Consider the following 14,601-nt stretch of genomic DNA (forward strand, 5'->3'; position numbering starts at 1 on the left):
GTGACAAACGGGACCAATCATCAAGTCAGGAGCGCAGAGTGATGGCCGCAGAACCGGAGGGCACGCCGTGCTGGGCGGACGCCATGTTCACCGATCTCGAGGGGGCGAAGAGCTTCTACGGTGACGTACTGGGCTGGACCTTCAGCGAGGCGTCGTCGGAGTTCGGCAACTACACGCAGGCGTACGCGGAGGGCAAGGCGGTGGCCGCCGTCGTACCGCCCATGCCCGGCCAGGAGGGCCAGTCGGCATGGTGCCTGTACCTCGCTTCGCCCGACGCCGCCGCCACCGCCACGAAGATCCGTGACAACGGCGGCGAGGTACTGATGGACCCGATGCAGGTCGGCGACTTCGGCTCGATGCTGCTGGCCCGCGATCCGGCCGGGGTGACGTTCGGCGTGTGGCAGGCGGGGCAGCACGAGGGGTTCGAGGCCAAGGGCACACCCGGCGCCTACTGCTGGTCGGAGGTGTTCACCCGGGAGCCCGCGAAGGCGGACGCCTTCTTCCCCGCCGTCTTCCCGTACCGCGTGAAGCGGATGAGGGACGACGCGATCGACTTCTCCCTCTACGACTTGGGCGCCGACCCGGTCATGGGGCGGATGAAGATGACGGACGACTTCCCGCCCGAGGTCCCGCCTTACATCAACGTGTACTTCACCGTCGAGGACTGCGACGCGGCGGTGGCGAAGGCGACGGAGCGCGGGGCAATCCTCCGGTTCGGGCCTATGACCAGCCCCTTCGGCCGGTTCGCCGCGCTGAGCGACCCGCAGGGGGCGGCATTCTCGGTGATCGACGTCAAGACGACCGGGGGCGACATGCCGGAGTTCTCCGACGCGACCGCCTGAACGACGGCAGAGTCCGGCCCTCCGGCTCACGGGCAGCCGGTCGCCGCCCGACGGCGACCGGCTGCTGCCCCTTCACGCGCCTCCGGGCAGCTCCCCGCACAACTCCACAGAGGCGAGAGCACCGCTCTCGACTGCGAGCGGCACTCTGGGAGAGCATGGCCTGCGAAGAGCGGTGCCTGCGGTTCGGATCACCAGTCGCGGAGCTGGGGCTGAAGCTGCCCCCGGCCCCTTGCCCTCCCCCTGCCTCCGCCACCGGCTCCGTCCGGCCGGTCACGGCTGCGGATCACGCGCGTCGTACCGGGTGAACCCGCGCCACCTCAGCGCGAGCAGTGACACCGCGACCACGCATGCGATGCCGCCCCCGGTGACCGCCACCGCCGGGGACGCCAGGTCGGCGACCGAGCCCGCCAGGAAGTCGCCGAGCCGCGGCCCACCGGCCACCACCACGATGAACACGCCCTGCAGCCGTCCTCGCATCTCGTCCGGCACCGCCGCCTGAAGCATGGTGTTGCGGAAGACCATCGAGATGGTGTCCGAGCACCCGGCGAGCGCCAGCAGGACCAGCCCGAGCCAGAGCTGACGGGTCAGCCCGAAAACGGCGATGGCGCTTCCCCAGCACGCCACGGCGACGATCACCGCGAGCCCGTGCCGCCTGATCCGGCCCAGCCAGCCGGAGAACACGCCGCCCAGCAGCGCCCCCAGCGCCGGAGCCGCGACCAGCAGCCCGGTGGTCTTCGCGTCACCGCCGTACCAGACCACGGCGACGACCGGGAAGAGGGCCCGCGGGTGGGCGAGGACCATGGCGCACAGGTCGCTGAAGAAGGTCATCCGCAGATTGGGCCGCGCCCCCAGGAAACGCAGCCCGTCGGTGACGGACGCCCGCTTCTCTCCGCTCCCCTTCCCTGCGCCGTCCCTCCGTTCGGGGAGCATCGGGGGCAGCCGCCACATCGCGTACAGCGAGGCGGTGAAGGTGACGGCGTCGACGGTGTATGCGGCCCGGTACCCCCACCAGCCGACGATGAGCCCGCCGAGCATCGGCCCGACCAGCGCGCCGGTGGTGCTGGTCATGGAGTTGAGCGCGTTGGCGGCGGGCAGCTGCTCGGCGGGCAGCAACCGGGCGATCATCGAGCTGCGGGCCGGTGAGTTGAGCGCGAAGCAGACCGCCTGAAGGGCGACGACCGCGTACAGCAGCCCCACCTGCTCCACCCCGGCGACGGTGGCGGCGACCAGGGCGACGGAGAGCACGAACGAACCGGACGAGCTGGCCAGCCCCAGCTTGCGACGGTCGACGGTGTCCGCGATCGCACCGCCGTACAGACCGAAGACGACCAGCGGCAGGAATGAACAGATTCCGATCAGCCCGACCGAGAAGGCGGACCCGGTGATGTCGTACACCTGGAGGGACACGGCGAGCGCCGTCATACCCTGCCCGATCCAGGAGACCGTGTTCCCGAACCAGAGCCTGCGGTAGTCGAGCGAGGTACGGAGCGGGGTCAGGTCGGCGAGTATGCGGAGGCGCTGGGCGGGTTCTTCGGTCGTTTCGGTCACAGCGGATGGTAACGACCGGCCCGCGCCCGCCCGCGCCCGGAGACGCCCTTGCCGCGGAAGCCTGGGCCTGCCGTCCGGCGCGGACCGGGGCGCCGGGGCTCACTCGCTCATTGCCAGGGAACTTCCGACGGTGTGGCAGGAGGGCGGGCGACGCCGTTCCGCGCCGGGGGATGGGCGGTGAACAGCGTGGCGTACAGACCGCTCCGATCGAGGAGCTGTGTATGCGTACCCGACTCCACCAGCCGGCCCTCGTCCATCACCAGAATGCGGTCGGCGTCCGCGGCCAGGGCCAGGTCGTGCGTGATCACGATGGTGGTCCGCCCTTCGGCGAGGCGCCGCAGCGGTCCGAGGATGCGCTGAGCGGCCACGGTGTCGAGCCCCGTGGTGGGCTCGTCGAGCAGCAGAACGGGCGCGTCACGCAGCATGGCGCGGGCGATGGCGACGCGCTGCAACTGGCCTCCCGAGAGCCGGGCGGTTCCGGGGGAAATGACGGTGCTGTAGCCGTCCGGAAGGGCCCGGATGAACTCGTCGGCGTCGGCTGCCCGTGCGGCATCCACGACGTCGCGGTGGGTGGTGTCGTCACGTCCGCAGCCGATGTTCTCCTCGATGGTGTCGTGCAGGACGAGCGTGTCCTGGGGCAGGAGCGTGATGTTCCGCCGGAGGTGGGTGAGCGGCAGCTGGTCCACGGACACGCCGTCCAGTCGGATGCTGCCGGAGTCGGGGTCGTAGAACCTCAGCAGCAGGGACGCGAGGGTCGACTTGCCCGCGCCGCTGGGGCCGGTGATGACCAGCAGTTCCCCGGGGCTCGCGGTGAAGGAGAGGTCGCGGAGAACCGGCTCGCTGTTGCCGGGGTAGCGGAAGGAAACCTGGCGTGCTTCCACCGTGCCGAGTGCGCGGCTGCGGACGGGCACGGGCACCGAATCGGCCGGGTCGGTGACGGCGGGCCGGGAGTCGAGGATCTCCAGCAGCCGCTCGGCAGCGGCGGTCGCAGCGGTGGCCGTCAGGCCGATCTGGCCCAGCGAGCGCACCGGCGGGTAGAGGTAGCCGATGAAGGCGGCGAAGGCCAGGAGCTGTCCGAGCGTCATCCGTCCCGCGGCGATCTCCCACGCGCCCAGACCGATGATCGTCAGGATGCAGAGCGTTTCGAGGATCTCCACGACCTGGGCGTACAGCGAGGTGAGGCGGACGCCGGACACTGCCGCCTTCAGCCGCTTGCGCGCCTTGTCCTGGAGCCTTTCCTCCTCGTCCCGCTGCCTGTTGTACGCCTGGGTCAGAACGACGTTGACCAGCGTCTCCTCGACCACCGCGGTGATGGCACCGTCCGCCGCGCGTCCGCGACGGGACACGGCACGCAGACGCCCTGTGAACATGCGGGTCACGGCGAAGAAGAGCGGGACCAGGACGAAGGTGGCAAGGGCCAGATCCCAGCGCAGCCACAGGGCGGCGGCGGCGAAGAAGAGGGTGTTGAAGAGAGCCGAGGTCACCCCGACGATGCCGGAGACGACGAGCTGTTCGATGGCTTCCACGTCGCCCGTCAGCCGTTCCACCAGGTCACCGCGGCGGTTGCGCTGGAAGAAGTGCGGCGGTTGCGTCTGGAGATGCGAGAAGACACGGGCCCGGAGCCGCAGCACAAAGCGTTCGGCGGTCCAGGCCGCGAGCGAGCTGCCCAGATACCCCACCACCGCACCGAGAACGGCCACAACAAGCCATTTGCTAGCAGGCCCCCAGAAGGCGCTGACGGAGCCTGTCTGCAGGGCCTTGTCGGTGAGTTGGGCGAAGAGCAGAATCGTCACGGTCTCGGCGATCGCAGCCACGACGGCGAGCAGACAGATCAGGACGATCCAGCGCCGGTCGCCTCGCGTCAGTGGCCAGAAGCGCCGGAACGAGACGGCAATACTGATGGGATCGGTGCGGATCGGCACATCCGTCGCCGAGTTCTGGGTCGGCCCGTCAGGGCGGGCTGCATGCCGGGGTGAGCTGCGAAGGCTCATGGGCGTCACGTCACAGGGGTGCTCGGGCTATGGGTCCGTCGCCATAGACGCAGGCCCCCACACTTCGAGGCGGACCCGCGCGGGAGCGCGAGCCAGCCTCGAAGCAGTGGGGATGGGGGGATGTGCGGTTACCAGCCGCACCACCCGCCGCCGCGGCCGTATCCGCGGCCGAATCCGCGGCCGAATCCGCGGCCGTATCCGCGACCGAATCCGCGGCCGAATCCGCGGCCGAATCCGCGGCCGTATCCGCCGCCGTATCCGCCGCCGTATCCGCCGCCGTATCCGCCGTCTCCACCAAAGCCCCCGCGGAAGATGCTACGTGCGTTCATCTCCAGCTCCTTACGAAGGTTGATGTGCCGCTCCTTGCTCCTGACTGCGGCACCTTCGACATTACGACGACCCCCAACTGCCAACAAGTCGGGCAAGAGCGGATACGGGCGGAACTTGCGGAATGCCCAGAATTCCCAAGGGATTGCGGGGCGTGGCACTCCGGCACTCCTCCTGTACGACCCACCGGCGGGCCGTACAGGGCCCACGCCCAACCGCCCTGACGGGGCCTCGCCGCGGCGACCGACACCCGACGGAGCACCTGCACACCTGATTCAAGGGTGAATATGCCAATCGCATATTCATTTGGCATATTCACTCGACCTCTTGGGATACACACCGCTATCCACGCCAACCAGGCCTGCACACAGGGTTCCTGACGACTCAAAAGGTCACGGGGCTCCGACCGCATCCCCGTCGGCGCAGATCCTGGGCTCCCGGACCGTATCGCCGCATCGGCATCACGATCCGGTTCGCGCGGGAAATACGTCACCGATCGACCGGACTTCACCGCAGCGCAGCCGGCACGGGAGCGCATCGAGCGCCGGAAACCCGCATCGAGGAGTAGGGACGACTTCAAGGCCCCCACCACCCGGGGCGCGACGCCGGCGGCGAACCGACCGAGCGCACGGACGACACCACCCCGGCGACCAGTCACCCGGCCGCCGGGGCAGTCGCTCGCCCAGGGTTACCGGGATTGAACGCGTGACGTCGCGCGTCCGGTGTCAATGGAGGCCGTGGGCGACCGGATGACGGGGCCCGTAGAGCATGAGTTCCGCTCCGCCGGGCAGTCGGATTCGGGCGAGGAGCCCCCATCTCCGACCGCCTGGCGGCCGACCGATCTCCACGGCCTCGGCAGCGAGCCCACCGAGCCGGGACTTGATGTCGTCACACATCAGCCAGAGCTCGCCCTTCGGCTCACCGTCGGCCGGATGAACGAGGCCGGATGAACGAGGCCGGGACCGGGCGACCCCGGTCACGGAAAGGTCACGGATTCAAATATCCCCGGAAAGAGTTACCGTGGGCACACGAGTATGCACCCAAGGTCACGATCCAGTGTCTTGAGAGGGCAACTGTGGCAGAGGTTTTGCTGGCCGGAATCCTGGGGGCCGTCGTCCTGGCGGCATTCCTCCTCCACAGGGCGCACCGGAGAAATCGAGAGATCACCACCCTGCTGCGCGCAGAGGTGGCCGCGCAGAGGATTGCAGCAATCACGCTTGGACGAACGGCCGTCCTACCTGCCGATGACGCCGCGGAGCAGCCGGAGCCCGCCCGCCGCAAGCGGCACCTTGCGCTCCGTATCGGCGGCGGCCCGCCCGCCACTGCCCCCTCCTTCGGTGACCTGGCCCGGCCTGCCTGGAGAGGACATCGCGCGGCCACGATGACGGTGACCGCCGCCTCCGTCGCCGTCGCCGGCGCGCTCGTCCTGACGTCAGGCGGGGGCACACCCCAAACGGCCAACGCCGCGCCGCCCGCCACAACCCCGGACCCCGTCCCGGGCGCCGGCCAGGACGAGAAAGGGGACAGTCGAGACGCGGAGCGCAGCCCCGCCGAAGAAGGGGACGGCACAGCCGTCACCCATGACGACAGCGAGGCGCGCCCCTTCTCCGGCCCCCAGGCAGTGGCTTCCAGCGAGGGCCAGTCGGTGGCCTCCACCGAGGGGGAGCCCTCCCCTGGGACCAGCAGTGCACCCGACTCCGGCGACGAGGACCGGGCCGAGCCCGCCGAAGGCACCCTCACCCCGAGCGAGACGGCTGCACCCGGCCCGGCCGGGACCACTACGCCCAGCCCGAGCGCGTCCCCCACGACGACGCCGCCATCTCCCACGCCGAAGCCGACGGAGGAGCCGACGGAGGAGCCGACAGCGCCTCAGTAGCCGGACGAGTGTGACGGTCTCATCGACCTCCACCTCCCACTGCTTCCGGACGTCTGCCTTCTGTAGAACAGGGGCAAAGCGCGCAGTGCGACCCGCTGTTCGAGGGAAGCCACCGGCGCGCCTCACTCACTCCGTCAACACTTCGGGCAAGCATGGGGCGAGCGAGCGATCACGAGGGACACGAAAAGGCCCCCGTTGACACGGGGGCCTACGCGTTGTTCCAGGTCAAACGTTTCCGCCAGGAACAGTGGGCGTGGGGCGGGTGGGACTCGAACCCACGGCCGACGGATTATGAGTCCGCTGCTCTAACCGGCTGAGCTACCGCCCCTTTTCGGCGTGGCGCGTACATGTGTGCGCGCCGTCTGCCGCAGCATAGCCGGTCATACGATCTCTCGCTCCGGATGGTCGGCTTCGCATGACCATGAAGACAGAGTCGGCCGCTGCCCGGTTCCGAACAGCGGAAATCAGACGCGAAAGAGTCCGTGCCGGACCGGCGCCGGCTCCGATCCGGCACGCGAAAAAGGACCCCGAAGGGCCCTCTTCCGTTCCGCTCCCCCGACTGGACTCGAACCAGTAACCCTCCGGTTAACAGCCGAATGCTCTGCCAATTGAGCTACAGGGGATCGCGCTCCCCCGACTGGACTCGAACCAGTAACCTGCCGGTTAACAGCCGGCTGCTCTGCCAATTGAGCTACAGGGGATTGCTGCGTTTGCACCGAACCATACCTGCCTGGCGGCTGCCGGGCGGCGCGCGTTCGCTGCGACACATACATTAGCGCAAGCAGGGGGGTGCTCCGCCAATCGGTATCGCCCGGGGTGATCTCGGGTGCCGACGGGTAGGCGGGCAGCACACGTCGCACGGAGCAGGCACGGAGCAGGAGAAGGGTGGCAACCATGCGGTACCGGCTCACGTTCATCGCCGGACTGGCCCTCGGTTACGTACTCGGCACACGGGCCGGACGCGAGCGCTACGAGCAGCTGAAGAAGTCCGCACGCCAGTTCGCCCAGAATCCGGCCGTGCGCAACAGTGCCGAGTCCGCGGCGCAGAGCGGCCGCGAGTTCGCCGGCAAGGCGTACCACGCGGTGAGCGACAAAGTAGGGGAGAAGGTGCCCGCCTCGGTGGCCGAGCGGGTGCGGTCACTGCGGGAGCGGGGCCAGGGGCAGGGCACCGAGGACGACTGGGGTACCAGCAACACGTAAGCGGGCCGGTGGGTCCTCCTCCCGTACGGGAACGGTCCGGCGGTGCGGCAGAATCTCCCCATGGGCATAGTCGCCGGCTTGGACAGTTCTTCGGCCTTCACACACATCGTCGTCTGCGACGCGGACACGGGTGCCGTACTCCGGCAGGGATACGCCGCACATCCCGTCGAGGCGAAGGCCACCGAGGTGGACCCGCAGGCGTGGCTGCTCTCACTCGGTGAGGCGGCCAGCGGCGGGCTGCTCGAAGGTGTGCAGGCCATCGGGGTCTCCGCGCAGCAGCACGGTCTGGTGCCGCTGGACCAGCAGGGCAATCTCGTCCGTCCGGCGCTGCTCGGCAATGACAAGCGGGCGCAGGTCGCCGCGGCCGATCTGATCGACGGGCTCGGCGGGCGGCAGGCCTGGGCCGAGGCGGTCGGGGCTGTCCCGCAGGCCGCCCAGCCGGTGTCGAAGCTGCGGTGGCTGGTGCGGAGCGAGCCGGATGCGGCACAGCGGGTCGCCGCGGTGCTCCAGCCGCACGACTGGCTGGTGTGGCAGCTGCTGGGCCGGCCGAGCCGACGGACCACCGATCGCGGTGCCGCGTCCGGGACGGGGTACTGGTCGGCCGGGACCGGTTCGTACCGGCCCGATCTGGTGGAGCTCGCACTCGGACAGCAGGCGGCGCTGCCGGAGGTGCTCGGTCCCTCCGACACGGCCGGGACGACGCCCGAGGGGCTGCTGATCTCGGCCGGTACCGGCGAGACGATGGCGGCGGCGTTCGGGCTCGGGGTGGGGGTCGGCGACGCGGTCGTGTCGCTCGGAGCCTCCGGCTCGGTGATGGCGGTGCACCACGAGGCGCTGTCCGATCCGACCGGGATCATCACGTCCTTCGCGGATGCCACCGGGATGCATCTGCCGGTCGTGCACACACTCAATGCGGTGCGTGCTCTGCGGGGCTCCGCCGAGATGCTGGGGCTGGAGAGCCTGGAGGAGCTGTCCGCGCTGGCCCTGAAGTCGACGCCGGGCGCCTCCGGGCTCGTGCTCCTGCCCTACCTGGAGGGCGAGCGCACCCCGCATCTGCCGCACACGGCGGGCACGCTGAGCGGGCTGCGGCGTGAGTCGATGAAGCCGGAGCATCTGGCGCGGGCGGCGTTCGAAGGGATGCTGTGCTCGCTGGCCGACGCGCTCGATGTGCTGCGCGGCCGCGGGGTCGAGGTGCGTCGGGTGTTCCTGCTGGGGGCGGCGGCCGAACTGCCGGCCGTACAGGGTCTTGCCCCCGCGCTGTTCGGTACACAGGTCGTCGTACCGCAGCCGGCCGAGTACGCGGCGCTGGGCGCCGCCCGGCAGGCGGCCTGGGCGCTCGGGGTCTCTCGGGGGACGCTCGATCCGCGGACTCCCCCGGCCTGGCAGGGTGCGGCGGCGCAGGTGCTGGAGCCGGGCGAGGAACTGCCGGTCGGCCAGGCGGTGCGGCAGCAGTACATGGCCACGCGGGACCAGCTTCACCCCGGGGCGTTCGACTCCGCGCTCTGAGCCGGGCGCTCTCGGTCACCAGCCCGGTCCGCGGTCGGAGGTTCGGTCTCCGGCGGGTGGACCGGGTCTCGTTCTTGACCTGGGCTTGAGGAAAAACGTTCGCGGTCGCACCGAGCCTTGCCGGAAAATGAGTCGACTCCCGACCTCTGCCGACTCCGAGAGACACGCGTGCTCATAAAACTCCTGCGGGGCTACCTCGGCCCGTACAAGAAACCGATCGTGCTGCTGGTGGCGCTTCAGCTGCTGCAGACCTGCGCCACCCTCTATCTCCCCTCACTCAACGCCGACATCATTGACAACGGTGTCGTCGAGGGGGACACGGGCTACATCCTGGAGTACGGCGGCATCATGATCGCCGTCTCCATCGCCCAGGTCGTCTGCAACATGGGGGCGGTCTTCTACGGTGCGCGCACCGCGGCCGCACTCGGCCGGGACGTCCGGGCGTCGGTCTTCGGCCGGGTTCAGTCGTTCTCGGCACGTGAGGTCGGCCGCTTCGGGGCGCCCTCGCTGATCACCCGTACGACCAATGACGTCCAGCAGGTCCAGATGCTGGTCCTGATGACATTCACCATGATGGTCTCGGCGCCGATCATGTGTGTCGGCGGCATCATCCTCGCCCTCGGCCAGGACGTTCCGCTGTCGGCGGTGCTGCTCGCGGTGGTGCCGGTCCTCGGCATCGCGGTGGGTCTCATCGTGCGACGGATGCGGCCGCTGTTCCGCACGATGCAGGAGCGGCTCGACACGGTGAACCGGGTGCTGCGTGAGCAGATCACCGGCAACCGGGTCATCCGCGCCTTCGTGCGGGACCCGTACGAGGAGAAGCGGTTCCGCGGCGCCAACACCGAGCTGACCGATGTGGCCCTCTCCACCGGGCGTCTGATGGCGCTGATGTTCCCGACCGTGATGACGGTCGTGAATGTGTCGTCGATCGCCGTGGTCTGGTTCGGTGCGCACCGGATCGACAGCGGCGGGATGCAGATCGGCGCGCTGACCGCGTTCCTCTCCTACCTGATGCAGATCGTCATGTCGGTGATGATGGCCACCTTCATGTTCATGATGGTGCCGCGCGCCGAGGTGTGTGCCGAGCGCATCCAGGAGGTCCTGGAGACCGATTCGAGCGTCGTGCCGCCGGTCAAGCCGGTGCGGGAGCTGCGCGCCCACGGTCATCTGGAGGTGCGGGGTGTGGACTTCCGCTACCCGGGCGCCGAGGAGCCGGTGCTGCGGTCGGTGGATCTGGTGGCACGGCCCGGCGAGACGACCGCGATCATCGGGTCGACGGGCAGCGGGAAGTCGACGCTGCTCGGTCTCGTACCGCGGCTGCTCGACGTGACGGACGGCCAGGTACTGGTCGACGGCACGGACGTACGGACGCTGGAGCCGAAGCTGCTGGCGAAGACGGTGAGTCTGGTTCCGCAGAAGCCGTATCTGTTCTCCGGGACGGTCGCGACGAATCTGCGGTACGGAAACCCGGACGCGACCGACGAGGAGCTGTGGCACGCGCTGGAGGTCGCGCAGGCCAAGGAGTTCGTCGAGAAGCTGGAGCACAAGCTGCACGCGCCGATCGCGCAGGGCGGCACCAATGTCTCCGGCGGGCAGCGGCAGCGGCTCGCGATCGCGAGAACGCTGGTGCAGCGGCCGGAGATCTATCTCTTCGACGACTCGTTCTCCGCCCTCGACTACGCGACGGATGCCGCGCTGCGCGGGGCGCTGTCACGGGAGACGGCCGAGGCGACCGTGGTGATAGTGGCGCAGCGGGTGTCCACCATCCGTGACGCGGACCGGATCCTGGTGCTCGACGAGGGCCGGGTCGTCGGGTCCGGTACCCATCACGAGTTGATGGACGGCAATGAGACCTACCGGGAGATCGTGCTCTCCCAGCTGACGGAAGCGGAGGCCGCGTAATGGCCGGTCCTGGCGGACGCATGATGGCGGGCGGGGCGCCGACCGACCGGTCCATGGACTTCAAGGGGTCCTCGAAGCGGCTGCTGAAGCGCTTCGCGACGGAGAAGGCCACGCTGTACGTGATGCTGGCGGCCGGTGCGCTGAGCGTCGGGCTCTCGGTCGTCGGGCCGAAGATCCTCGGCAAGGCGACCGACCTGGTGTTCGCCGGCGTCATCGGCCGGCGGATGGCCGAGGGAACGACCAAGGAGCAGGCTGTCGAGGGCCTGCGCAAGAGCAACAGCGGCCTCGCCGACATGCTCTCCGGGGTCGACTTCACCCCCGGGCAGGGCATCGACTTCAGTGCGGTGGGGAACGTACTGCTGACCGCACTGGCGATCTACGTCGGTGCCGGTCTGCTGATGCTGGTGTCGACGCGGCTGTCGATCCGGGTGATCAACCGGGTCGTGTTCCAGATCCGCGAGGACATCCAGACGAAGCTGTCCCGGCTGCCGCTGTCCTACTTCGACCGGGCCAAGCGCGGCGAGGTGCTCAGCCGGGCGACCAACGACATCGACAACATCTCGCAGACGATGCAGCAGACGATGGGCCAGCTCATCAACTCCCTGCTGACCATCATCGGCGTGCTGGTCATGATGTTCTGGATCTCGCCGCTGCTGGCGCTGGTCGCGCTGGTGACGGTCCCGCTGTCGGTGGTCGTGGCGACCCGCGTCGGCAAGCGGTCGCAGCCGCAGTTCGTGCAGCAGTGGAAGGTGACGGGCAAGCTCAACGCCCATATCGAGGAGATGTACACCGGGCACACCCTGGTGAAGGTCTTCGGACGGCAGGAGGAGTCCGCGAGGGACTTCGCCGAGCAGAACGACGCGCTGTACGAGGCGAGCTTCAAGGCGCAGTTCAACAGCGGGATCATGCAACCGCTGATGATGTTCGTGTCGAACCTGAACTATGTGCTGATCGCCGTCGTCGGTGGTCTGCGGGTGGCGTCGGGTTCGCTGTCGATCGGTGACGTCCAGGCGTTCATCCAGTACTCGCGACAGTTCTCGATGCCGCTGACGCAGGTCGCGTCGATGGCGAACCTGGTGCAGTCGGGTGTCGCGTCGGCCGAGCGGATCTTCGAGCTGCTGGACGCCGAGGAGCAGGACGCCGACCCCAGGACGGGTGAGCGTCCGGCGGAACTGCTCGGCAGAGTCTCGCTGGAGAAGGTGTCCTTCCGCTACGACCCCGACAAGCCGCTCATCGAGGACCTGTCGCTGAATGTCGAGCCGGGCCACACGGTCGCGATCGTCGGCCCGACCGGTGCCGGCAAGACGACGCTGGTCAACCTGCTCATGCGCTTCTACGAGGTGACGGGCGGCCGGATCGCTCTCGACGGGGTCGACGTGGCGAAGATGTCGCGCGACGAGCTGCGGTCGGGGATCGGCATGGTCCTGCAGGACACCTGGCTGTTCGGCGGTTCGATCGCGGACAACATCGCGTACGGCGCTTCGCGCGAGGTCACCCGCGAGGAGATCGAGGAGGCGGCGAGGGCGGCCCACGCCGACCGCTTCATCCGTACCCTGCCGGACGGTTACGACACGGTGATCGACGACGAGGGCTCCGGGGTCAGCGCGGGTGAGAAGCAGCTGATCACCATCGCGCGGGCGTTCCTGTCCGACCCGGTGATCCTGGTGCTCGACGAGGCGACGAGCTCCGTCGACACCCGTACCGAGGTGCTGATCCAGAAGGCGATGGCCCGGCTGGCGCACGGCCGTACGAGCTTCGTGATCGCGCACCGGCTCTCCACCATCCGGGACGCGGACGTCATCCTGGTGATGGAGAACGGGTCGATCGTCGAACAGGGCACGCACGAGGAGCTGTTGGAGGCGCAGGGGGCCTACGCCCGGCTGTACGCGGCGCAGTTCGCGCAGGCGGTCGCCGAGGTCGACTGATCCCTCACCGAAGTCCTGTCGTCACACTGCCGTCGTCGCCCGAAGGGCGGCCTCGCGGCGTCCGGTGCGTGCGTGTCGGGCGTCGTGCGGCGGTGTGACGACAGAACCTGGGGTCCTCCGCGTGTATCAGGCCGGATCGGGGAGCGGCCGGTGTCGCCGTGGTGCGTGCGACACACGCCCTAGTCGAGGTAGCCGCGGAGCTGGTCGGCGAAGGCGTGGTCCCGCAGCTTGTTGAGGGTCTTGGATTCGATCTGGCGGATGCGCTCGCGCGTCACGCCGAAGATCCGCCCGATCTCCTCAAGCGTGCGGGGCCGGCCGTCGTCCAGCCCGTAGCGCAGCTGGACGACCTTGCGCTCCCGCTCGTTCAGGGTGGAGAGCACCGCCTCGAGGTGCTCGCGCAGCAGGAGGAACGCGGCGGACTCCACGGGGGACGCCGCGTCGCCGTCCTCGATCAGGTCGCCGAGTGCGACGTCGTCCTCCTCGCCGACCGGTGCGTGCAGCGAGACGGGTTCCTGGGCGAGCCGCAGCACTTCACCGACCCGTTCCGGCGTCAGGTCGAGCTGGGTGGCGACCTCTTCGGGCGTCGGCTCGTAGCCGCGCTCCTGGAGCATCCGGCGCTGGACCCGGACGACGCGGTTGATCAGCTCCACGACATGGACCGGAACCCTTATGGTCCGCGCCTGGTCGGCGAGGGCGCGGGACATGGCCTGCCGGATCCACCAGGTCGCATACGTCGAGAACTTGTAGCCCCGGGCGTAGTCGAACTTCTCGACCGCCCTGATCAGTCCGAGATTCCCCTCCTGGACCAGATCGAGCATCGTCAGCCCGCGGCCGACGTAGCGTTTGGCGACGGAGACGACGAGCCGCAGGTTCGCCTCGATCAGACGGCGCTTCGCCATCCGCCCCATGACCACCAACCGGTCCAGATCGACGGCGAGTCGGGAGTCCGGGTCCGGGGTGCTCGCCAGCCGTTCCTCGGCGAACAGACCGGCTTCGACGCGGCGGGCGAGTTCCACCTCGTCGGCGGCGGTGAGCAGCGGGATGCGTCCGATCTCCCGCAGATACTGGCGGAAGAGGTCGGAGGACGGGCCTCCGGTGTCGGGACGCCCGCGCGGCTCCGGCGGTTCGGGCAGCTCCGCCTGCTCCTCCATGACATCGGCTGCTTCGGGTATGTCTGACGGCTCGGGCGGTTCCGGTGTCGGCGGATCCACCGCGGCCTCCGGATGATGCATGGCCCGGTTCTGCGCGGGGACGGCCGAGACACGCTCGGTTGTGGTCACGGTCCGGGTCTGCACGGGGGCGACCTCCAGGTGATCGCTGCCGGATCGCGGGGGATGGGGGACCCACCGTGCAGTGGGCAGACCGCGCTCCGATGACTCAGGCACCGCCATCCAGTGTGGGGGAAGACACATCACCGCCACGAGGGGCGTGCGCGGACTTTCTGAGTCCGGTCCGTGACCGGCCGGTTACCGGAGGGAGCCCTC

The 14,601-nt window shown here is 69.2% G+C and carries 11 protein-coding genes and 3 tRNA genes; 7 read left to right on the forward strand and 7 right to left on the reverse strand.

What is annotated here, in order from left to right; all coding sequences use genetic code 11:
- Positions 1-41 precede the first annotated feature (41 nt).
- Positions 42-842, forward strand: coding sequence for a VOC family protein (locus ACFU8W_RS10415; protein ID WP_384034467.1), 801 nt, complete (start codon positions 42-44; stop codon positions 840-842).
- A 270-nt stretch (positions 843-1,112) separates the two neighbouring features.
- Here the strand turns inward: ACFU8W_RS10415 and ACFU8W_RS10420 are convergent, their stop codons facing one another.
- From ACFU8W_RS10420 to ACFU8W_RS10430, 3 genes are all read right to left on the reverse strand, one after another.
- Entirely contained in the window at positions 1,113-2,390 is a 1,278-nt protein-coding gene (locus tag ACFU8W_RS10420) for an MFS transporter (protein ID WP_384034470.1), read from the reverse strand.
- A gap of 107 nt (positions 2,391-2,497) precedes the next feature.
- Positions 2,498-4,381 (reverse strand): ABC transporter ATP-binding protein, encoded by a 1,884-nt coding sequence (locus tag ACFU8W_RS10425; protein WP_384034472.1) that lies wholly within the window; start codon positions 4,379-4,381, stop codon positions 2,498-2,500.
- Positions 4,382-4,509: 128 nt separating this feature from the next.
- A complete protein-coding gene (locus ACFU8W_RS10430) occupies positions 4,510-4,710 on the reverse strand; it encodes a hypothetical protein (protein WP_384034475.1) in 201 nt (66 codons plus the stop codon).
- A gap of 747 nt (positions 4,711-5,457) precedes the next feature.
- Between ACFU8W_RS10430 and ACFU8W_RS10435 the strand changes: the two genes are divergently transcribed.
- Together ACFU8W_RS10435 and ACFU8W_RS10440 are read left to right on the forward strand one after the other, a co-directional pair.
- The gene (locus tag ACFU8W_RS10435) at positions 5,458-5,658 is read left to right on the forward strand and encodes a hypothetical protein (protein WP_384034478.1); all 201 of its coding nucleotides are present in this window, start codon (positions 5,458-5,460) and stop codon (positions 5,656-5,658) included.
- Between the two features lie 125 nt (positions 5,659-5,783).
- Positions 5,784-6,584, forward strand: coding sequence for a hypothetical protein (locus tag ACFU8W_RS10440; protein WP_384034481.1), 801 nt, complete (start codon positions 5,784-5,786; stop codon positions 6,582-6,584).
- Between the two features lie 254 nt (positions 6,585-6,838).
- On the opposite strand, the gene ACFU8W_RS10445 is transcribed toward ACFU8W_RS10440, so the two are convergent.
- The 3 genes from ACFU8W_RS10445 to ACFU8W_RS10455 form a co-directional block, all read right to left on the reverse strand.
- Positions 6,839-6,912, reverse strand: a tRNA-Ile gene (locus tag ACFU8W_RS10445).
- A gap of 222 nt (positions 6,913-7,134) precedes the next feature.
- Positions 7,135-7,207 (reverse strand) — tRNA-Asn (locus tag ACFU8W_RS10450).
- Positions 7,208-7,212: 5 nt separating this feature from the next.
- Positions 7,213-7,285 (reverse strand) — tRNA-Asn (locus tag ACFU8W_RS10455).
- Between the two features lie 193 nt (positions 7,286-7,478).
- Here ACFU8W_RS10455 and ACFU8W_RS10460 point away from each other — a divergent pair.
- From ACFU8W_RS10460 to ACFU8W_RS10475, 4 genes are all read left to right on the forward strand, one after another.
- The gene (locus ACFU8W_RS10460; protein ID WP_345519476.1) at positions 7,479-7,784 is read left to right on the forward strand and encodes a YtxH domain-containing protein; all 306 of its coding nucleotides are present in this window, start codon (positions 7,479-7,481) and stop codon (positions 7,782-7,784) included.
- A 60-nt stretch (positions 7,785-7,844) separates the two neighbouring features.
- Entirely contained in the window at positions 7,845-9,290 is a 1,446-nt protein-coding gene (locus ACFU8W_RS10465) for an FGGY family carbohydrate kinase (RefSeq protein WP_384034484.1), read from the forward strand.
- Positions 9,291-9,458: 168 nt separating this feature from the next.
- The gene (locus ACFU8W_RS10470; protein WP_384034487.1) at positions 9,459-11,192 is read left to right on the forward strand and encodes an ABC transporter ATP-binding protein; all 1,734 of its coding nucleotides are present in this window, start codon (positions 9,459-9,461) and stop codon (positions 11,190-11,192) included.
- On the forward strand, positions 11,192-13,117 hold the full coding sequence (locus tag ACFU8W_RS10475; RefSeq protein WP_384034490.1) for an ABC transporter ATP-binding protein: 1,926 nt from the start codon (positions 11,192-11,194) through the stop codon (positions 13,115-13,117). The genes ACFU8W_RS10470 and ACFU8W_RS10475 overlap by 1 nt, the downstream gene beginning before the upstream one ends.
- Positions 13,118-13,296: 179 nt before the next feature.
- On the opposite strand, the gene ACFU8W_RS10480 is transcribed toward ACFU8W_RS10475, so the two are convergent.
- Positions 13,297-14,529, reverse strand: coding sequence for an RNA polymerase sigma factor (locus tag ACFU8W_RS10480; RefSeq protein ID WP_384034493.1), 1,233 nt, complete (start codon positions 14,527-14,529; stop codon positions 13,297-13,299).
- Between the last annotated feature and the right edge of the window lie 72 nt (positions 14,530-14,601).

This window comes from Streptomyces sp. NPDC057565, from assembly GCF_042801455.1.
GTDB classification, from domain to species: domain Bacteria; phylum Actinomycetota; class Actinomycetes; order Streptomycetales; family Streptomycetaceae; genus Streptomyces; species Streptomyces yanii.

Bases quoted from the DNA above. Each gene is read 5' to 3' on its own strand.
- ACFU8W_RS10415 (WP_384034467.1), top strand. From the start codon at position 42: ATGGCCGCAGAACCGGAGGGCACGCCGTGCTGGGCGGACGCCATGTTC.
- ACFU8W_RS10425 (WP_384034472.1), bottom strand. From the start codon at position 4,381: ATGAGCCTTCGCAGCTCACCCCGGCATGCAGCCCGCCCTGACGGGCCG.
- ACFU8W_RS10430 (WP_384034475.1), bottom strand. From the start codon at position 4,710: ATGAACGCACGTAGCATCTTCCGCGGGGGCTTTGGTGGAGACGGCGGA.
- ACFU8W_RS10435 (WP_384034478.1), top strand. From the start codon at position 5,458: ATGACGGGGCCCGTAGAGCATGAGTTCCGCTCCGCCGGGCAGTCGGAT.
- ACFU8W_RS10460 (WP_345519476.1), top strand. From the start codon at position 7,479: ATGCGGTACCGGCTCACGTTCATCGCCGGACTGGCCCTCGGTTACGTA.
- ACFU8W_RS10465 (WP_384034484.1), top strand. From the start codon at position 7,845: ATGGGCATAGTCGCCGGCTTGGACAGTTCTTCGGCCTTCACACACATC.
- ACFU8W_RS10475 (WP_384034490.1), top strand. From the start codon at position 11,192: ATGGCCGGTCCTGGCGGACGCATGATGGCGGGCGGGGCGCCGACCGAC.
- ACFU8W_RS10480 (WP_384034493.1), bottom strand. From the start codon at position 14,529: ATGTGTCTTCCCCCACACTGGATGGCGGTGCCTGAGTCATCGGAGCGC.